Below are 19,296 nucleotides of genomic sequence, written 5' to 3'. Positions count from 1 at the left end.
AAGTGATCTATACCGTGTATCCAAATAGTCTATTGCCATTAAAAGCAAAAAAGCACTGTAGACTAGAGCCTGAGCTAAAACTTTATAACTAAGAAATCAATAAAAGAAGAATTGGAATTGAGCATGTATTTGGGATTTTGAAAACCTTCAAAATTCTTGCTTAACGATATCGCAACCGTGGTAAAAGACTGGGATTAAGATTCAATTTAATTGCAGGAATCTATAATTTGGAACTGAGTAAAAATGGCTTATGAAAAAGCTTTAATGGTGTTTTATGGAATCTAATAAAGGTTATCCTCGTTTTTATATTTTTGCTTGTTTAACTCTAATTCCTGTTGTGTATTTTGGTTATTTTGCCAAGGAGTATTTTCTTATGGAAAAAGCAAGAAAATATAAAATAAAAAATAAAGTAAATGTGGGATGTTTGTTTTTGGAGAAAAAATATCAAACTAAACATGGTATTGATAAGTTTGAGGTAAATATTGATGGTAATAAATATTTGCTGAGCGATGTTGTTGTTAAAGGTTTTCCATTTAAAAAAAAATATTATAATTTTCAAAAAGAAATTAGTAATGAAAAAGCTTGTTATAGGGTTTCCTATGTAAAGGTTAAAATTCTATTTTTTGAACGGAGTTTTATTTATGATTTAGAATAGACCTCTTAAATTGGTTAAAATTTAAATATTATTCAATTATATTTTATAATGATTTAGCTAATAAAAAATTAGATAAAAGCCATACTTTCGCAAGGGGTCTATTAATTTGAATGTTAACTTACCCTAAATTAACATAATACACGTTATACGAATTCAAAAAATGGGAGCTAAGCTCCCATTTTTAATGCATTTTTTTAAATAAGACTAGGATGTGCATCTAAAATTCGAATCAATGTTGCTGCTGGTCCTGTTGGATAGCGTCGGCCTTGTTCCCAGTTTTGCAGAGTACGATGGCTAATGTGGAGACGTGCTGCAAATTCGCTTTGACTTAAACCAGTTTTTTCTCGCACTTCCTTAATATCTGGTAATTCAAGTTCGGTCGTTCGACTAGCTTGGATCTCTTTGCGCTTGATTGCTCCTGCTTCTTTAATCGAAGCAACTAAGTCATCAAATAAGTTGTTATCCATGAAATTGCTCCTTCACGAGTTGGCGCAGAATGGCGGTTTCTTTATCCGTTAGATTATCTTTTACAGATTTTGGATAAGCCACCAAGAAAAAGATTTGATCATCCTCATTTACCCAATAGTAAATTACTCTGATACCGCCACTTTTGCCTTTATTACCTTGAGCACAACGTACTTTTCGAATGCCACCGCCATTCTTGATTAAGTCACCTTTATCTGGCTGAACCAATAGATCTTGTTGAAGTTGACGATATTCCTCATCAGATACAAGGTCTTTGATTTGCTTGGTAAAGATACTGGTTTCAATGAATAACATAGATTCTGTGTACGTCAATGGCGTACAAGTATTCTAGCAGTTTCCACATCAAAAAACGAGAGCTGCTGCTCTCGTTTCGTATAACCGCCATTATGTTAAATAGGAACCTTAGAACAATAGAAAATTATAATTTCATTGCCATAAGGAAGAATACACTTACAATCCTACGTTCGTTTGTAAAGCAATTTGCTGTGAAGCTAATTCAAGTGCTTTAGATTTCCCTAATGGTTTAATATCAGTGCCTTCAGCATATATAAAATCTACCTTATCAATACCAATTAATCCTAATACTGCTATTAAATATGCTGTAACAGCATCTGTTGGAAGATCTTGATGAAAACCACCACGTGAACTAAAGATAATTGATTTAACACCTTTAATTAATCCTACGGGTGCGGTTTCTGTATATTGAAAAGTTACTCGTGCTCGTGCAATTAAGTCGAACCAGTTTTTTAATTGGGTTGGTACATTTAAGTTATACATTGGTGCTGCAATCAATAATAGATCACAATCTTTCAGCTCTTGAATAAATTGATCAGAGAGAGCTACTGCTGCTTTTACCTCAGGTTTTTCATTCGCCTCTCCACGTAAGGCATTAAATATCTCTAAGTTTAATACTGGTAAGTTCATAGCTCCTAGATCATGTTCAATTATTTGGTCAACATAACCACTTTGCTTACGTCTATATAAATATTTATTAATGAGCTGATTACTTAGAGATTTTTCCTGCATAAAACTAGATTTGATAACTAAAATTCTGTTCATAGTAAGGTTCCTAATATGAATTTTAATTAGATTATCATTGATAAATTGGATACAAAAGTGATAATAAATCAACTCATTGATTCCCAATTGGAACTAATATGCGTGTTAATGATCTGAAAAGTTTGATGGCATTTATTAGTGTTGTTGAACAAGGAAGTTTTACTAAAGCATCAGAAAAATTACATCTGACTCGTTCCGCTGTCAGTAAGATGATTTCAAAGCTTGAGGTACAGCTCGGAGTAGTACTTTTTAACAGGGATACACGTCATTTAGCTCTCACAGAAGAAGGTAGTATTTTCTATGAACATAGCCAGCGGGCTGTACAAGAATTATTAATAGCTGAGACATTATTTGAAAGTAATAATCAAAATATTCAGGGAATGATACGTATCTCTATGCCTGTATTATTTGGACAAAAGTTCATAGTTCCGATATTAAGAGACTTAGCAGATGAACATCAAAATTTGAATATGGTTCTTTCTTTTAATGATCGTTATATTGATTTAATTGAAGATAATTATGACCTAGTGATAAGAATTGGTAATTTAGAAGATAATAGTCAATTAATGGTTAAAAAGATTTCTGAGCATGCAATGTGGCTCTGTGCCACACCTGAATATTTAAAAAGATACCAGGTTCCTGAGAGCATCAAAGATTTAGATAACCATCAGACTATTGGATATTTGAAAAATGGGCAGCTTGAAAAGTGGATATTTCAAAGTTCTCATCATAAAACTATGAAATATTTGCCAAAAAATAAAGTTCAAATGGATGACATAAAAAGCATATTAGATTATGTACTAATGCATGGAGGAATTGGTTGGTTACCTTCCTGGTTGATTCAAGAATATATACAAAGTGGTCAATTAATACACCTACTTACTAACTATTCAAGTACTAACTATCCTATTCAAATTGTATGGAAAAGATCAAATTTCTTACCAATACGTGTTCGTACTACCATTGATAAAATAGCTTCATCAATACAAAAAGATAGCGTCATTAAATAAGATTTATAAGAGAGGAATTCTAAATTGATAGTAATACAAAATCTTTCTAGTTTAATTTTTAAACACGGATTTATTAAGCTTTCCTAAAATTAACATAATACACGTTATACGAAATTCTTGAAATTTTCCTATAAGTATCAATATTTTATTAAAAACCGTTCTAGTAAACAGCATATTGGAACGGTTTTTATATCACTATTCCACCAATACGCTTATAACTTATTCGAAATCAAAAGAGTTTGTTTAGCCCATCTACGCTATCTGCTTTAGACGCTATAACCTAGCCTCAACTTTTTATTGAGGCTCTATTCCAAAAACACTGATTTTTCAAAGCGCCTGAATTGCATAGCATAGAACCAATTCTTCAGCGAGTTTCGCCATGATTTGGTTCGTCATCACAGTTTTTGCAATCGCAGGTCTAATTAAAGGCACGATTGGGTTAGGCCTGCCTGCGGTATCGATGGGCTTACTCACCATGGTGATCAGTCCATTTCAGGCAGCTACGTTATTGATCATTCCATCTATGGTGACCAACTTTTGGCAACTATTTGCCGAAGGGCAGGTGTTGCGACTAATTCAACGCTTTTGGCCCTTGTTACTTGGGATTATCGTCGGTTCAATTTGGAGTATTTTTCCAACTTTAGGACATGGTGAATTTAAAAGTGAAGCATTACTGGGGGGCATGTTGGCACTATACGGACTGTATGGGCTTTGTGCCAAAAGCTTGCCGAACTTTGCACCACATGAAAAATGGCTATCTCCAATGATCGGTTATCTCGGTGGAGCGCTGACTGTTGCGACCGGTGTGGTGGTGATCCCTGTGGTGCCATATTTGCAAGGTTTGCAACTGAAACGCGATGATCTCGTACAGTCACTCGGTTTGGCCTTTACCACGTCGACTATTTGTTTGGCAGTGTTCTTACAGCAAAATCCAGTGGAAGATCTCCCGATTGATTATGCCATGTCAGCCATAGCACTGATTCCAGCGCTCATTGGCATGTGGGCAGGGAAAAAAATCCGTTACCGCATTCCAGAACAAAAATTCCGTAAGGTGTTTTTTATCGGGTTGATTGCCCTCGGTGGCTATATGATGCTGCACCAGTTTGGCGTGATTTAAAGCCTAGACTTGGCCATCTAAAGTAGATTTTTCTGACAGTAGAAACTGACTAAAATGCTGATAATTTAAGGGTAAATCATCAAAATTACGTGCGGTTAGGAGCAGTTTTCGATTGGCCCATTCACCGCTGAGCTCAACTTGGGCAAAGGCATACAAACTGATTAATCGTCCGGCCGCACGTTTTGGCATGATGGCAATGCCCACACCATTCGCCACCACTTGGGCGATCGCGGCAAAGTTCGGCAAACGCAGCCGATACTGAATTTCACAGCCGAATAATTTGGCTTGTGCCTCGATCGATTGTTGCAAGGAATGATATTGCATCAAACCGACAAAGGGATAATTCAAAATCTCTGCGGGTTTTAGGCTAGATTTCGAGGCCAATTCATGAGTTATAGGACAAATCAGTACCAAAGGATCATTTGCAAACTCAAGTGTTTGTAACTTTTCGGATTTAAAGAAACCTGAAATTAAGCCCAGTTGTGCATTACCTTGCTCTATCGCTGCAATGATGTCTTTAGACTCGGCTTCATGCAGCTCAATTTGTGTGTTGGGATTTTCTAGCAAATAACGTGGCAGCAAGACCGGCAAATATTCACTTTGTGCAGATGAATTACACCATAAGGTCATGCTCGAGCTTAGACCTTCGGCAAAAGGCAGCATGGCTTGTTCGAGCTGTTGTCCTTGGCGCAAGATTTGCTGTGCATGATCAACCAAGGTTTGACCGGCAAGAGTCAGTTTGACCCCTTTGGCTTGGCGAATGAACAGGGCGGTGCGGTAATGCTGTTCGAGTTTTTTAATCCGTTCACTGGCTGCTTGTAGCGAGATGGCAGAACGAGCAGCGCCTTTGGTCAGACTACCGCCGTCTACAATGTGCAGCACCAATTGGAGGTCGAACAAATCCAGTCGCATATGGTGTATTCCTTGGCTAATGCCTTATCTTACCGAAAGAGCAGCTATAAAAAAAAGCGACCTTTCGGCCGCTTTTCAAATGAATGTTGTATTCTTTTTTAAATGCTTTGGAGGCTTATTCTGATTTATCGCCCAAACTAAAGAACCAGTTCAAAATCAGCGCTGCAAATGTAGCAGTACCAATACCGCCTAAGTTGAAGTTACCGAATTGAAGTGCAAAGTCACCTGTACCTAAAATAATCGTGACTGCTGCCACCATCAGGTTTTTATTTTTTGAGAAATCGACTTTGTTTTCAATCCAAATTTTCGCACCTGCAATGGTAATTAGACCAAATACAACAATCGATGCACCTGTCAAAATGGCTTGCGGAATGGTATGAATAATCGCACCAAACTTTGGAGAAAGACCAAGGAAGATGGCGAATACACCTGCAAATACAAACACAATGGTCGAGTAAACACGCGTTACTGCCATCACACCAATATTTTCGCCATAAGTGGTCATACCCGGACCGCCGACACCGCCTGAAAGTGTGGTTGCAACACCATCTGCAACGAAGGCTTTACCAATGTGCGGATCGAGGTTTTCACCTGTCATCGCACCTACAGCTTTGATGTGGCCAAGGTTTTCAGCAACCAAAATCAACGCAATCGGTGCAATGATCAGCATGGCATTGAAATCAAAAACAGGCGAATGGAATTGAGGAACACCAAACCAAGCTGCATCTTGTACTGGAACGAAGTTGATTGGTGTGCCATGACCCATGACATTGGAAATGATGTAATACACCAAGTAAGCGAGTAGAAGGCCAACTAAGAGTAATAGACGTTGTAATAAACCTTTGGTGAACACAGCAATTGAACCCATACATACTACGGTTACTAAAGCCATCCACATATTAAAGTTATTACCGGCAACCCCTTTAATGGTCACTGGGGCAAGGTTGAGACCAATGATCATCACCACTGCACCTGTAACGACAGGCGGCATGAGTTTTTCAATCCAACGGGTACCCGTTGCCATCACGATAAAACCAAAAATGGCATATAAAATACCGCAGGCCATAATCCCGCCAGCAGCCAATGCGATATTGGCATTTGCTGCGCCAGTACCTGACGCTGCATAACCTGTTGCGGCAATGACCACACCAATAAAGGCAAAACTAGAGCCTAAATAACTTGGTACACGACCACCTGTCATAAAGAAGAACAGGATGGTACAGATCCCCGACATTAAAATCGCAAGGTTGGCATCAAAGCCCATCAAAAATGGCGCAAGGACCGTTGCACCAAACATTGCAAAGGCATGTTGTATCCCCAATACAACACTTTGCACAGGAGGTAGGTACTCATTTGTACCTACAGGACGTGCATCAATATTGCCTTCGTACGGGCGCCATTTGGGAAACCAATTGGACATAAAATGAGCACTCAATAGATAAATTGTGCACATCATACTCTTGTTTTTTAGAAGATTTAATCTCTTTTAAAAATATTTTGTTCAAACTAATTACATGACTTTACATATAAATTTACCAAATGGTAAAAGTTTTAAGGGTATAAAAAAGGCATTAAATCATGCAATTAATCAAATAGGCTTGGAGCCAATTCTTCATAAATTTTTCTTATTTTATATATTCCAAAATAAATTAAAACCAATATGACTGGTCAAAAAAAAAGCACACAGTTCTGTGTGCTTTTTGAAAACTTGGAAGATTTAGCCAGTGTTACGCAAACCTGCCGCAATACCCGCGATGCTGACCATCAACGCATGGTCGACTGGGGTATTTTCAGCCTGACGCTCGGCAAGGTAAGCGCGGCGGCGTTTCATTAGCTCGGCTTGCAGTAAATGTAGTGGCAATAAATAAGGTTTACGCACCTTCATGGATTGGTCGAGCACATCGTTACTGCTGAGTAATTTCGATTCACCTTTGAGTGCTAATAGCGTTTGTACCGCATCACGTAAACGCTGACGTAACTCTTCGCCCAATTGTTTGAGGTCTGCGTCATCCGTCAGATGAGACTCATAATACAGCGCCACATGACCATCGGCTTTGGACAAGACCATTTCCAACATATCAATCAGGGTTTGGAAATAAGGCCATTGCTCTAACATTTCTTCGAGTGTCTGCTTTTGACCTTGATCAATCACTTGATTAATCGCAGCACCTGTACCGAGCCAAGCAGGTAACATCAAACGGATTTGCGTCCATGCGAACACCCAAGGAATCGCACGTAAAGACTCAATCCCACCGCTAACTTTACGTTTGGCTGGGCGTGAGCCGAGCGGTAACATTTGTAGTTCCAGTTCTGGCGTTACAGTCCGTAGGTATTTTACAAAATGCGGATTTTCACGCACGGTTTGACGATATACCTGTACCGACAGATCCGTCATGCTGTGCATGAGCTGACGCCATTCCTGTTTCGGTTCAGGCGGTGGTAATAAGGTGGCTTCTAAGGTCGCTGCGGTGTAAATTTCCAAGTTTTGTAAGGCAATGCCTTCTAATCCAAACTTGAAGCGAATCATTTCCCCTTGTTCTGTGACACGAATCGCTCCTGAAATTGAACCCGGTGGCTGTGAAAACAGCGCTTGCTGTGTCGGCGCTCCACCACGGCTGATTGAACCGCCACGGCCATGGAATAATGTCAGTTGTACATCATGTTTTTTCGCAACCGCGGTTAATTCTTCCTGCGCACGATACTGTGCCCAGTTTGCCGACATAAAGCCCGCATCTTTGGCAGAGTCTGAATAGCCAATCATCACCTCATGTTTACCCTGAATATGCTGCTTATACCAATGCATATTGAATAGGGTATTCATAGTACGGGCGGCACCATCCAAATCTTTTAAGGTTTCAAACAGTGGAACGACGCGTAGCGCTTGTTTGATGCCGGCTTCTTTTTGCAGTAACAATACGGCCAAGACATCGCTCGGATGTTCGGCCATGGAAATAATATAAGCCCCTAAACTTTCAGGTGGCTGTTCTGCCAAAGTGCGCATGGTCTCAAAGACTTCTTGTACATCCGGATGTTCAATCAGGCTTTGTTTCGGCTCATTTAAAAACTTTGGTAGCAGTGGACGTTTGCTTTGGAGTTCCTGAATCAAGAAGTTTTGACGGGCTTGCTCCGTCCATGTTTCAAAATTGCCTAAACCTAAATATTCCGTAATGGCAGAAATCGCTTGGCGATGACGAGTCGACTCCTGACGAATATCGAGTTTGAGTAATTCGATACCGAAACAATTCACTCGATGAATAAAGTCGAGTAACTGACCATTGGCAATTTCAGGTAAACCGCTGTCAATCAGTGAACGGTAGCAAACCAATAGTGGATCGAGCAGCTCATGGCGACTTTTAATGACTTGGCTATCGTCAGCATCTTCACCACGGAGTTTCAGTGCCAACCAGTGACGAGTGGCTTTGAGGCGTTCACGCGCATCACGTAGATATTCACGATAGGGTTCAGGGTGGAAATGGCCTAAGGCATCACTAAGTTCTTTACTGCATTCTTGAATCGAAAGTTCCCAGCGCAGGTCTTCGATATCGCGTAAATACAAGTCGGCAGCTTTCCAACGTGAAAGCCACAGCACTTCTTGAGTAATATTATGGGTGACGTTTGGGTTGCCATCACGGTCACCGCCCATCCATGATGCAAAGCGCACAGGGGCAACATTTAAAGGCAAGGTCTTGCCACAATGATCTTGAACCATGCCATCCAATTCACGCATGAATTTGGGTACAGCATTCCACAAGGTCTGTTCAATGGTCGTGAAGCCCCATTTTGCTTCGTCGACAGGCGTCGGGCGATGTTGACGAATTTCATCCGTTTGCCATGCCGAGCAAATCAGTTGTTTTAAATCATCCAGTACGGCTTTGCGTTCGCGTGGCGTAAGTTTTTGTTGATCCATTTTAAACAGGCAATCATTAATCCCATCATATTTTTGGATCAAGGTACGGCGGCTAACTTCAGTTGGATGTGCAGTCAGTACCAATTCAATTTTTAATTCACAAATTTGTTGGAACAGTTGTTCCGCACTGATGTTATTGCTTTTAAATTTTTCAAATAAATGATCAAGTGGATTCGGTGATGGTGCTTGCTCATCAAACTCACTTTGGCGACGGCTGCGCACCACATTGTATTGTTCGGCAATATTGGCAAAGTTGAGAAAGTGCGTAAATGCACGGGTCAGTGGCAAAATTTCTTCATCTTTTAAATTTAAAAATAATTGTTCTAACTGTTTTTCAGCTTCAACTTGTCCATCGCGTGCGCCTTTAGATAAAGCACGAATTTGCTCTACCTGATTAAACAAATCTTGTCCTGCATGCTGCTTTAGGGTTTCACCTAATAAATTGCCCAGTAAGCGCACGTCTTCACGTAATGGAGCATCAATTTGTTGAATCATTTGTTATTTCTCCGCGTATTCCTGTCTCGACTATACCCCGAAAGTGCTGTGGCAAAAGGGGGTACAGACAAAAGTCGGATGACTTTTCTAGGTAAATGAGCAATAGCCATGCCATTTGTTTCAGTTTAGCGTTGAAATATTTCAGAAAATGCTTAGCTCTGTGTGCCGAGTTGATATTTCAGCATAAAGATGTCGATGGCAGAGTGAATAATGGCCTGTCGCTCTGCTGCTTCAGGTACTGGGCGCATGCCCAATAAGACTTCTTGATGGCGTAGTCCCATCAGTAGCGACACAATCAGTTCAGTTTGTCGGGCAGGGTTATCCTGCTGAATGAAATTTAAAGCTGCTGCGTCTTGAAAAAATTTTTCCCAGACTTGGCGCATTTTCAAATGTGAGGCACGGAAAAACTGGTCGACCAACGGACTGTGTTCGGCAGCCAACTCCAAAAGTAATAAATCCAGTTTAATGGCTTCTGGCAAATTCATGATGTTCAGCCCCAACTCACAAATTTCAACGAAAGCCTGCATAAAATGACTTTCGCTGTGCAGGTGTCGCGGGCGAGTATTCAAAATATATTCACAGGTATCTTCAATCGCACTGGTAAATAAGGTGGCTTTGTCCTGAAAATGGTTATAGACCGTCAGTTTGGTGACCCCTGCATGTTGCGCAATCTGATTCATGCTGCAACCGTGATAGCCCATTTCTAAAAATAATTGTTTTGCAGACTCTAAAATCCGTTGTCGTTTTTCTAAGTCTTTCGGGCGGCCGACATTCATTTGCTGAAAAAATTCCAAAAAAGGCGAAAAGGTCATTGATTTAGGATAATTAATCTAATTAATGTACCGCATGGTTTATTAATTAAAAAATAACCAAATTAATTGAATAATATTCTGCCCTAAAAAAGACTTTTTATTAAGAGCGAACTTCATGAGTACGATTAAGACCACAGTTGTCAGCATGATTATCGTTTGCAGTGTGACCTTATGGGGATGCAGCAAGGATAAAGCCCAAACGGAACAGGAAGTGCCATTTGTGATGGTGACTCAGCCGGGTGCCACACATTTTGAACAGAAAAGTTATGCGGGTGATGTACAAGCCCGCCAGCAAACAGCTTTGGCGTTTCGGGTTGGCGGTCAAATCACTGAGCGCTATGTCGATGTTGGAGACCAAGTCCGAGTCGGGCAAGTCTTGGCAAAATTAGACGTCAAAGATGCACAGTTGCAACTGAATGCAGCACAAGCGCAGCTTGAAAGTGCGCGTTCCGCTGCACAAATTGCTGAAGACGAACTAAAACGCTTTAAGCAATTATTGCCAGTCAATGCTGTGAGTCGTTCGCAGTATGATGCAGTGGAAAACCAATATAAAGCAGCACAGTCGAACTTAAAGCAAGCTCAATCAAATTATGATGTGAGTCGTAATCAGACCGGTTATAACCAATTAATTGCCAATAAAAATGGGGTCATTACTGAGCGTAATATTGAGATTGGTCAAGTGATTGCAGCAGGACAACCGGCATTTCAATTGGCGATAGCAGGTGAACGTGAAGTGGTCATTGGTGTGCCTGAACAAGCGGTTGCTGAAATTAAAACGGGGCAGGATGCATGGGTCACCTTGTGGTCTAAACCACAGGAAAAATTTGCAGGCTATGTACGTGAAATTAGTCCTGCTGCCGATCAGTCTCGTACTTATAGTGTCAAAGTGGCATTACGTGAAGGCAATAGCGCCATTCAACTGGGGCAAAGTGCACGGGTATTTTTAACCAAAGCACAGCAGAATGTTTTGCATGTGCCGTTATCGAGTGTGTCTGCGAGTGGTCAGCAGGCATATGTGATGGTGGTCAATGCAGATAATACGGTACGTAAAGTTCCAGTGAGTTTAGGTGAATACGGACGTGACAGCGTGCCCGTACTCAGTGGTTTGCAAGCAGGGGATTTTGTGGTGGTTGGCGGCGTGCATTTGCTCCGCGAAAAACAAAAAATACAACCTGTTGATCGTGAAAATCGTGCGGTACACATTCAGACAGGAGTTAAATAATGAATTTTAACTTGTCTGAGTGGGCACTGAAAAATAAAGGCTTAATCCTTTATTTTATGATTCTGCTGGGCATCGTTGGGATATTTTCCTATTCCAAATTGTCGCAGAGTGAAGACCCGCCATTTACCTTTAAAGTCATGGTGATTCAAACCTATTGGCCTGGTGCAACAGCCAAAGAAGTTTCGCTACAGGTCACCGATCGGATTGAAAAAGAACTGATGACTACGGGGCAGTATGAACGCATCATGGCGTATTCACGTCCGGGTGAATCCATGGTGACCTTTGTGGCCAAGGACAGTCTACGTTCGCAGCAAGTCCCCGATGTTTGGTACACCGTGCGTAAAAAGGTCAATGATATTCGCCATCAATTACCATCTGGGGTGCAAGGTCCTTTCTTTAATGATGAGTTTGGTGACACCTTTGGTAATATCTATGTGCTGACCGGCAAAGACTTTGACTATGCCACCATGAAGGAATATGCCGACCGTTTACAGCTCCAGTTACAACGGGTCAAAGACGTTGCGAAAGTGGATTTGATTGGTCTACAAGATCAAAAAGTTTGGATTGAAATTTCCAACACCAAAGCTACGCAAATGGGCATACCCGTGACGGCGATTCAACAAGCCTTGCAGCAGCAAAACACAGTTGCCAGTGCCGGCTTTTTTGAAACTAATTCAGACCGAATTCAAGTGCGTGTCAGTGGTAATTTACAAAACATTGATGAACTGCGTCAGATGCCCTTATTGGTGAATGGTCGAACGATTCAATTGGGTGATGTGGCAGATGTACATCGTGGCTTTAGTGATCCACCACAGCCGCGTATGCGTTTTATGGGCGAAAATGGTTTAGGCATTGCCGTGTCGATGCGTAAAGGTGGCGACATTCTGGCTTTGGGTAAAAACCTAGAAACAGAATTTGCCCGCCTGCAAAAAACCTTGCCTTTGGGCATGGAACTGAAAAAAGTTTCTGATCAGCCTGTAGCCGTGAAGCGCAGCGTCAATGAGTTTATGAAAGTCCTCGCTGAGGCCGTGATTATCGTCCTATTGGTGAGCTTCTTCTCCTTGGGTTTCCGTACGGGATTAGTCGTAGCATTTTCCATTCCATTGGTCTTGGCCATGACCTTTGCAGGCATGCAGATGTTTGATGTCGGGTTGCACAAGATTTCTTTGGGGGCATTGATTCTCGCACTCGGTTTATTGGTGGATGATGCGATTATTGCCGTCGAAATGATGGCGATCAAAATGGAGCAGGGCTATAGCCGGTTACAAGCCGCCGGACATGCATGGCGGACCACTGCATTTCCAATGCTGACAGGCACACTGATTACTGCTGCAGGATTTTTGCCGATTGCCACAGCCGCATCGAGCACAGGGGAATATACCCGCTCGATTTTCCAAGTGGTCACTATTGCATTGGTGGTGTCATGGTTTGCAGCGGTGCTGTTTGTTCCCTATCTGGGGGATAAATTACTACCCGACTTCAACAAAGATTTGGTACAAAAAGCCCCGTGGTATCAGCGCCTGTGGGCACGTTTGCGCAAACAACCTGAACCTCAGCCGATGGTGCATCATGCCGGCGAACATCATGATCCTTATCAGTCTCCGTTTTATCAACGTTTCCGTGGTTGGGTTGACACTTGTGTGACTTATCGCAAGACGGTGATTGCAGCGACGGTGGGCATTTTTGTGTTATCGATTTTAATGTTTAAAACCGTACCACAGCAGTTCTTCCCACCGTCAAACCGTGCTGAAATTTTAGTGGATTTAAAGCTTGAGGAAGGCGCCTCACTGAAGGCCACAGAAGCGGCCGTAAAAAAAGTCGAAGCGTTCTTGTCGAAAAAACAAGGCATTGATAATTTTGTGGCTTATGTGGGGACAGGTTCGCCGCGGTTTTATTTACCTCTAGATCAGCAGTTACCCCAAGCCAGTTTTGCTCAGTTTGTGGTATTGGCTTCATCTTTAGATGATCGCAATGAGATCCGCCAGTCATTAGCAGAAGAAATTCGTAAGCTCTTACCTGAAGTACGTACTCGGGTTTCACTTTTAGAAAATGGGCCACCTGTGGGTTATCCATTGCAGTTCCGCGTGTCGGGTGAAGATCTAAGCTTAGTGCGTGAGTGGGCACAACGGGTGTCTGCAAAAGTCAGTGAAAATCCGAACACCACCAATGTGCATTTGGATTGGGGTGAGCCAAGCAAAGTCATTAAACTGGACATCGACCAAGATCGCGCACGTCAAATGGGGGTTTCCAGTCTAGATCTGTCGAACTTCCTGAATAGTTCAATCAGTGGTGCAGTGATTAATCAGTATCGTGAGAAACGAGAGCTGATTGAAATTCGGATGCGTGGTGATCAAGCGGAGCGATTGGATGTCGGTTCGCTCAGCAGTTTGGCTGTACCGACCAGCAATGGTGGTTCAGTACCATTGGCGCAGATTGCGAAAATTGAGTATAGCTTTGAAGAAGGTTTGATTTGGCATCGTAACCGTTTACCGACCATTACTGTGCGCGCGGATATTCGCAGTAAATTGCAACCTGCAACGGTGGTGGGTGAGTTAAAAGATTCATTTGATCAGTTACGTGCAGAGATGCCGAATGGTTATCTACTCGAAGTAGGCGGCACTGTGGAAGAGTCAGCACGAGGTCAAACTTCTGTAAATGCGGGCATGCCATTATTTCTCGCAGTTGTCATGACTTTGTTGATGATTCAACTACGCAGCATGTCACGGGCGATGATCGTATTTTTAACTGCACCTTTGGGCATTATTGGCGTGGTGTTATTCCTGTTATTGTTCAATAAACCCTTTGGTTTTGTGGCAATGCTCGGCACGATTGCACTGTCAGGCATGATCATGCGCAACTCCTTAATATTGATTGATCAGATTGAACAAGATATTCAGTCTGGGGAGTCGGCTTGGGATGCGATTATCAATGCGACTGTACGTCGTTGCCGTCCAATTGTGCTGACTGCATTGGCCGCTGTATTGGCGATGATTCCACTTTCTCGCAGTATTTTCTTCGGTCCAATGGCCGTGGCGATTATGGGCGGATTGATCGTGGCGACCCTGCTGACCTTGTTCTTTTTACCTGCGTTGTATGCACAGTGGTTTAAAGTGAAAAAAACTCAGCAGAATCCTTAAAAGTGTCATAATATTGGGTGCGAAATATTGAATTTTTCTCTATAGTAGCACCTGATCTACAAAGACATTTTTAAAAAGTAAAACTACCACAAGTGCAGCGCGGCATATTGTGGTGTACGGGGTTGAATCACAGATGACAGCAGAGAGTTTAGCTAAGTATCGCCGTTATGTTGCGATTTCTTATGTCTTCATGTTTTTCGCTTTATTTACCCTGATTAGTGGTGTATTTGCCTACTGCTTTGCACGCAAAGTGACTCAAATCGATTCTGCAGAAGTTTGGCTCCAAGCCCAAGCGCTTTGGGTCATGCGCACCGTCGTGATTTATTCCATGATGGCCATTTTTGCCGCACTGTGGTTTATTCCTTTATTTTTCTATTATTGGGACACCTATCTTTGGGTGACTGCATGCACGGTAATTGGCGTGGTCTTTTCTGCGATTGCCTTTTTGTATCTATTAAATGCATGGATCCAAGGTCTATCCAAATTCGTTAAAAATAAGGCTGTCTTCTAAGTCGATTTATTTTTTTCCTGCCTACCCCTTGAAAAAATGGTTTGATTCCCCAATTTCAGACCACAGTTAAGTATTAAATTAAATTCCGTGAGGAGCATCGCCAGACATGGCTAAACGTGATTATTATGAGGTTTTAGGTGTATCTAAAACCGCAAGTGATGATGAAATTAAAAAAGCCTACCGTAAGTTGGCGATGAAGTATCACCCTGACCGTAATCCAGATAACCCAGAAGCTGAAGAAAAATTCAAAGAAGCTGCAGAAGCATATGAAGTTTTATCGGACAGCGAAAAACGTAGTATGTATGACCGTATGGGACATCAAGCGTTTGAAGGCGGCATGGGCGGCGGCGGTGGCTTCGGTGGCGGTTTTAGCGCAGAAGATATCTTTAGTCAGTTTGGTGACATATTCGGTGGCGCATTTGGTGGTGGTGGCCGTGGTGGTCAGCAACGTGCACGCCGTGGTTCAGACTTACGCTATGTTATGGAGCTTACCCTTGAGGAAGCTGTGAAGGGCGTGAAAAAAACCATTACCTTTACTGCGCCAGCGCCATGTGATGCCTGTGATGGTAAAGGATCTAAAAATCCGAATGACGTTGAAACCTGTAAAACCTGTCATGGTGCCGGTCAAGTGCGTATGCAACAGGGCTTCTTCTCTGTGCAGCAAACCTGTAGCACCTGTCGTGGTCAAGGTAAAATCATTAAGAACCCATGTAATAAATGTCATGGTTCAGGGGTTTCTGACCGTCAGCAAACTTTAGAGGTGACCATTCCTGCAGGTGTGGACAATGGCGACCGCGTACGTTTAAGTGGCAAAGGCGAGGCGATCCGTGATGGCCAAGCAGGCGACTTATATGTAGAAGTGGTGGTACGTGAACACGAAATCTTCCAACGTGATGGCGCTGACTTATATATGGATGTGCCTGTAAGCATTGCAGATGCTGCATTGGGTAAAGAAATTCAAATTCCGACACTCGATGGTCGTGTGAGCTTGAAAGTGCCTGAAGGGACTCAAACTGGTAAATTGTTCCGCTTACGTGGTAAAGGTGTGAAACCTGTACGTACCAGCATGACTGGTGACTTACTCTGCCGTATCGTGGTGGAAACGCCAGTGAATTTAACGGCTCGTCAACGTGAATTGTTAAAAGAGTTACAAGACACGATGGATGGCGATGACAATAAATCATCTCCGAAGAAAAAATCATTCTTCGACCGTTTGTTTGATTAATTGAAATGATTTGCTTGAGTTCGCTGTAATGTGAACTCAGGTATAAAAAAGCCTGCATAATTGCAGGCTTTTTTATTGAGCGTTTTAAGGTTTCGGCTGTGCTGTAGGCGGTAATAAACTCTCATAGCTCATGTCGAGCCTATAGATATTTTTAAGACGCTGTAGCTGATGACGTGCTTCAGCCTCACGACCATTAAATGCCAATAAACGTGCATATTTAATGATGTGGTATTTCGCTGGATAGCTGCGAACCAATTTTTCAGTATCCTGAATGGTTTGTTCAGAAACGATGGAATATGGATTTAAACGAATAATCGCTACCCGATGTCTAAATTCCGTGAGTAAATAGATCGGCGCATGGTTGGTGATTTTCTCCGGTGTTTTTTCATATTTTGATGCCTGACCCAGCTGAATCGCTGCATTGGCATAATCGCGATAAATCACCGTAATCAGCACGGCGCCAATCACGAAAACAATGCGGATAAACCACGGAGACAGACTCAATGTAGCCGTCTCTGGCTTCGCTGCTTGAAGAATGCCGATAATAAAACCCGCAGGCAGTAAGAAATATGCGTAGTTTTGCGGAAACTCCAACATGGCATGAATAACGAAGACACCGACCATCAATAGGCCAATCACAGATAATGCAGACTTGGCTAACTTCTGTAATTGGATGCCCCAATAAGCGAAATAGGCCAAGAACGGCACACCAATAATGGCGCCATTCCACAATAAGAAATCCAAAATAAAATTGTGTGAGCTACGAATCCATACAGGCCCTTGCACCGTGTCAGAGATCGAGACAAAAGCGCTACTGGTTTGATGCCAACCATAGCCAAACCAAGGCTGTGCAGCCACGGCATGCGCCATTTGTTGCCAAATGGCTAAACGCGACATATCGCCACCAGCACGTTTGACCACGTCACGACTTTCTTGAATATTCATGTCGGACATTTGGCTCATGATTTGACTTAATTTTGGCATCAATACAATCAGTGCCACAAAGCCGATAAACCATGCCAAGCTGTAAAACCAGCGAAGACGGATATAATCTTTGTACTGTGCATAAGCCAAATAGATTAGGACACAAATACTTGCTACCCAAGAGGTGCGAGATTGGCTGAGCGCGACCCCAATTAAAATAGGAATTGCACAAGCGACCAAATAGCGGGTTTTAACTTTTTGCTGTTCATAAACATATAAGCAGGCTAACAAGGACATGAGCAGAAACGTGGCCATGTTATTCGGCTGAGCAAAGTTTGCAAATGGGCGTGTAGTTCCACTAATTTTCATCACAAAAGGAAGAAACGAGTCGAAATCTAACCACTGACATATTGCGATGAGCCCTGTCATGACCCCAGAAGCAACAAAGGTATAGCTCAGGAATAGGAAGGTTCTTTCGCGTTTTTCCGTACCTTGAGATAGGCTAAAACCAAGATTGATACATAGCCAGAAGCTGAACACAAACAGCATACAGAGTAAGGCAATACTAAAATAATACACCTGCCCAAAAGCCAATTGGACGAAGGGAATCAGCGCTAAGAGCAACAGGGGCAAGGAAATTTTTGCCACCATGAGCTTTTCTTTAAAGAACGTTGCCGCTAAAGCAAACAGGGCAAAGAAGGTATAAAGCTCACCGGTATATGTGGCCCAAGGTCGGTAATGAATCGGAATCAGCCATGCCAGTGCAATACAGACTGCCGCACAAAGATACAATAGGGTTTTCATGAATATTCAAGATCAATAGAACGCGCCTATCATACCGTGAAAATGCTCAAACTTGGTGAGGGAATAGTCAGCGTCTGTCGTAGAGCTTGATTTGCAAAAGTCCTTCGGAAAATACAGGATTTTTTTGTTTGTAACTTAGCCTGCGCATGGAGTTTTGATATAGTAAGACCAATTTCGAATCAACATTAGGAAAATGTTATGTCAGCAGCTCCACGTATTGGTATCTTGGGCGCAGGCGGTCGTATGGGACGCATCTTAATTCAGGCGGTTCAGCAAGCTGGTTATCAATTGGCTGCTGCGGTAGAACGTCCTGAAAGTAGCTTAGTCGGTGCGGATGCCGGTGAACTTGCAGGGATTGGCGCGGTTGGCGTAAAGGTTGTCGGTAACCTTGCTGAGGTTTTAAAAGATTGTGATGTCGTGATCGACTTTACTGCTCCTGCAGCAACGGCACAGCATCTTAAACTTTGCCGTGAAGCAGGCGTTGCGATTGTCATTGGTACCACAGGTATGAATGATGAGCAAAAAGCTTATCTCGATGAAACAGCTACAGAAACTCCAGTGGTCTATGCAGCGAACTATTCTGTCGGTGTAAACGTTTCAATCAAACTTCTTGAATTGGCGTCAAAAGTGTTTGGCGATACAGTGGATATTGAAGTGATTGAAGCTCATCATCGTCATAAAGTTGATGCACCATCAGGTACAGCGCTAATGTGGGGCGAAGCCATTGCCGGTGCTTTAGGACGTGACTTAAAACAAGATGCTGTGTATTGCCGTGAAGGTCATACGGGTCCACGTGAACGTCAAATCATTGGCTTCCAAACGATTCGTGGTGGTGACATTGTCGGTGAACATACTGCGATGTTTATTGCGGATGGCGAACGTGTTGAAATTACCCATAAAGCGACTAACCGTATGAACTTTGCCTCTGGTGCAGTACGTGCAGCTGCATGGGTAGTTGGTCGTGAAGCACGTAAGTACGATATGAAAGATGTACTGGGTTTTAACGATATTGACGTATAA

General features: G+C 42.4%; 16 protein-coding genes. 8 read left to right on the top strand and 8 right to left on the bottom strand.

Going from position 1 to position 19,296, the window contains the following annotated elements; all coding sequences use genetic code 11:
* Positions 1-274 precede the first annotated feature (274 nt).
* Complete coding sequence (locus FTV37_RS06795; RefSeq protein WP_180063350.1) at positions 275-655, top strand: hypothetical protein; 381 nt, start codon at positions 275-277, stop codon at positions 653-655.
* A 194-nt stretch (positions 656-849) separates the two neighbouring features.
* Here FTV37_RS06795 and nadS read toward each other — a convergent pair whose 3' ends face one another.
* The 3 genes from nadS to FTV37_RS06780 all read right to left on the bottom strand — a co-directional run bounded on the left by nadS (position 850) and on the right by FTV37_RS06780 (position 2,200).
* Entirely contained in the window at positions 850-1,122 is a 273-nt protein-coding gene (nadS, locus tag FTV37_RS06790; protein ID WP_004676016.1) for a NadS family protein, read from the bottom strand.
* Entirely contained in the window at positions 1,115-1,435 is a 321-nt protein-coding gene (locus FTV37_RS06785; protein WP_002126330.1) for a type II toxin-antitoxin system RelE/ParE family toxin, read from the bottom strand. The genes nadS and FTV37_RS06785 overlap by 8 nt, the downstream gene beginning before the upstream one ends.
* A gap of 156 nt (positions 1,436-1,591) precedes the next feature.
* On the bottom strand, positions 1,592-2,200 hold the full coding sequence (locus FTV37_RS06780; protein WP_078194113.1) for an FMN-dependent NADH-azoreductase: 609 nt from the start codon (positions 2,198-2,200) through the stop codon (positions 1,592-1,594).
* Between the two features lie 98 nt (positions 2,201-2,298).
* On the opposite strand from FTV37_RS06780, the gene FTV37_RS06775 reads away from it, so the two are divergent.
* Both FTV37_RS06775 and FTV37_RS06770 read left to right on the top strand, forming a co-directional pair.
* Positions 2,299-3,210 (top strand): LysR family transcriptional regulator, encoded by a 912-nt coding sequence (locus tag FTV37_RS06775; protein WP_078194112.1) that lies wholly within the window; start codon positions 2,299-2,301, stop codon positions 3,208-3,210.
* A gap of 379 nt (positions 3,211-3,589) precedes the next feature.
* Positions 3,590-4,327, top strand: a complete 738-nt coding sequence (locus tag FTV37_RS06770; RefSeq protein WP_078194111.1) for a sulfite exporter TauE/SafE family protein — start codon at positions 3,590-3,592, stop codon at positions 4,325-4,327.
* A gap of 3 nt (positions 4,328-4,330) precedes the next feature.
* Here the strand turns inward: FTV37_RS06770 and FTV37_RS06765 are convergent, their stop codons facing one another.
* The 4 genes from FTV37_RS06765 to FTV37_RS06750 form a co-directional block, all read right to left on the bottom strand.
* Positions 4,331-5,239, bottom strand: a complete 909-nt coding sequence (locus FTV37_RS06765) for a LysR substrate-binding domain-containing protein (RefSeq protein ID WP_180063349.1) — start codon at positions 5,237-5,239, stop codon at positions 4,331-4,333.
* 115 nt (positions 5,240-5,354) lie between these two features.
* Positions 5,355-6,659: a solute carrier family 23 protein gene (locus tag FTV37_RS06760; protein ID WP_180063348.1), complete on the bottom strand. Its 1,305-nt coding sequence runs from the start codon at positions 6,657-6,659 to the stop codon at positions 5,355-5,357.
* Positions 6,660-6,956: 297 nt separating this feature from the next.
* Complete coding sequence (gene ppc, locus FTV37_RS06755) at positions 6,957-9,641, bottom strand: phosphoenolpyruvate carboxylase (protein WP_180063347.1); 2,685 nt, start codon at positions 9,639-9,641, stop codon at positions 6,957-6,959.
* A gap of 152 nt (positions 9,642-9,793) precedes the next feature.
* Positions 9,794-10,417, bottom strand: coding sequence for a TetR/AcrR family transcriptional regulator (locus FTV37_RS06750; RefSeq protein ID WP_180063346.1), 624 nt, complete (start codon positions 10,415-10,417; stop codon positions 9,794-9,796).
* Between the two features lie 151 nt (positions 10,418-10,568).
* Here FTV37_RS06750 and FTV37_RS06745 point away from each other — a divergent pair, with 151 nt between their 5' ends.
* From FTV37_RS06745 to dnaJ, 4 genes are all read left to right on the top strand, one after another.
* Positions 10,569-11,675 carry an efflux RND transporter periplasmic adaptor subunit gene (locus FTV37_RS06745; protein ID WP_180063345.1) on the top strand — a complete coding sequence of 369 codons (1,107 nt, stop codon included), beginning with the start codon at positions 10,569-10,571 and terminating at the stop codon, positions 11,673-11,675.
* Entirely contained in the window at positions 11,675-14,812 is a 3,138-nt protein-coding gene (locus FTV37_RS06740; protein WP_078194106.1) for an efflux RND transporter permease subunit, read from the top strand. Before FTV37_RS06745 ends, FTV37_RS06740 begins: the two co-directional genes overlap by 1 nt.
* A gap of 133 nt (positions 14,813-14,945) precedes the next feature.
* Complete coding sequence (locus FTV37_RS06735; RefSeq protein ID WP_180063344.1) at positions 14,946-15,323, top strand: hypothetical protein; 378 nt, start codon at positions 14,946-14,948, stop codon at positions 15,321-15,323.
* A 106-nt stretch (positions 15,324-15,429) separates the two neighbouring features.
* Entirely contained in the window at positions 15,430-16,548 is a 1,119-nt protein-coding gene (gene dnaJ / locus FTV37_RS06730) for a molecular chaperone DnaJ (RefSeq protein WP_111885156.1), read from the top strand.
* Between the two features lie 84 nt (positions 16,549-16,632).
* On the opposite strand, the gene FTV37_RS06725 is transcribed toward dnaJ, so the two are convergent.
* Positions 16,633-18,276, bottom strand: a complete 1,644-nt coding sequence (locus tag FTV37_RS06725) for a PglL family O-oligosaccharyltransferase (protein ID WP_180063343.1) — start codon at positions 18,274-18,276, stop codon at positions 16,633-16,635.
* 198 nt (positions 18,277-18,474) lie between these two features.
* On the opposite strand from FTV37_RS06725, the gene dapB reads away from it, so the two are divergent.
* Positions 18,475-19,296 (top strand): 4-hydroxy-tetrahydrodipicolinate reductase, encoded by an 822-nt coding sequence (dapB, locus tag FTV37_RS06720; RefSeq protein ID WP_180063342.1) that lies wholly within the window; start codon positions 18,475-18,477, stop codon positions 19,294-19,296.

This window comes from Acinetobacter sp. YH16042, from assembly GCF_013417245.1.
Lineage (GTDB): Bacteria > Pseudomonadota > Gammaproteobacteria > Pseudomonadales > Moraxellaceae > Acinetobacter > Acinetobacter amyesii.
Note: the sequence above shows the minus strand (reverse complement) of the source record. Positions and strands in the feature narration are given on the sequence as shown.

Excerpts from the sequence above, each read along its gene's own strand:
- FTV37_RS06770 (WP_078194111.1), top strand. The coding sequence starts at position 3,590 with ATGATTTGGTTCGTCATCACAGTTTTTGCAATCGCAGGTCTAATTAAA.
- FTV37_RS06750 (WP_180063346.1), bottom strand. The coding sequence starts at position 10,417 with ATGAATGTCGGCCGCCCGAAAGACTTAGAAAAACGACAACGGATTTTA.
- FTV37_RS06740 (WP_078194106.1), top strand. The coding sequence starts at position 11,675 with ATGAATTTTAACTTGTCTGAGTGGGCACTGAAAAATAAAGGCTTAATC.
- FTV37_RS06760 (WP_180063348.1), bottom strand. The coding sequence starts at position 6,659 with ATGTCCAATTGGTTTCCCAAATGGCGCCCGTACGAAGGCAATATTGAT.
- dnaJ (WP_111885156.1), top strand. The coding sequence starts at position 15,430 with ATGGCTAAACGTGATTATTATGAGGTTTTAGGTGTATCTAAAACCGCA.
- FTV37_RS06735 (WP_180063344.1), top strand. The coding sequence starts at position 14,946 with ATGACAGCAGAGAGTTTAGCTAAGTATCGCCGTTATGTTGCGATTTCT.
- FTV37_RS06780 (WP_078194113.1), bottom strand. The coding sequence starts at position 2,200 with ATGAACAGAATTTTAGTTATCAAATCTAGTTTTATGCAGGAAAAATCT.
- FTV37_RS06795 (WP_180063350.1), top strand. The coding sequence starts at position 275 with ATGGAATCTAATAAAGGTTATCCTCGTTTTTATATTTTTGCTTGTTTA.
- FTV37_RS06775 (WP_078194112.1), top strand. The coding sequence starts at position 2,299 with ATGCGTGTTAATGATCTGAAAAGTTTGATGGCATTTATTAGTGTTGTT.
- FTV37_RS06765 (WP_180063349.1), bottom strand. The coding sequence starts at position 5,239 with ATGCGACTGGATTTGTTCGACCTCCAATTGGTGCTGCACATTGTAGAC.
- dapB (WP_180063342.1), top strand. The coding sequence starts at position 18,475 with ATGTCAGCAGCTCCACGTATTGGTATCTTGGGCGCAGGCGGTCGTATG.
- ppc (WP_180063347.1), bottom strand. The coding sequence starts at position 9,641 with ATGATTCAACAAATTGATGCTCCATTACGTGAAGACGTGCGCTTACTG.
- nadS (WP_004676016.1), bottom strand. The coding sequence starts at position 1,122 with ATGGATAACAACTTATTTGATGACTTAGTTGCTTCGATTAAAGAAGCA.
- FTV37_RS06725 (WP_180063343.1), bottom strand. The coding sequence starts at position 18,276 with ATGAAAACCCTATTGTATCTTTGTGCGGCAGTCTGTATTGCACTGGCA.
- FTV37_RS06745 (WP_180063345.1), top strand. The coding sequence starts at position 10,569 with ATGAGTACGATTAAGACCACAGTTGTCAGCATGATTATCGTTTGCAGT.
- FTV37_RS06785 (WP_002126330.1), bottom strand. The coding sequence starts at position 1,435 with ATGTTATTCATTGAAACCAGTATCTTTACCAAGCAAATCAAAGACCTT.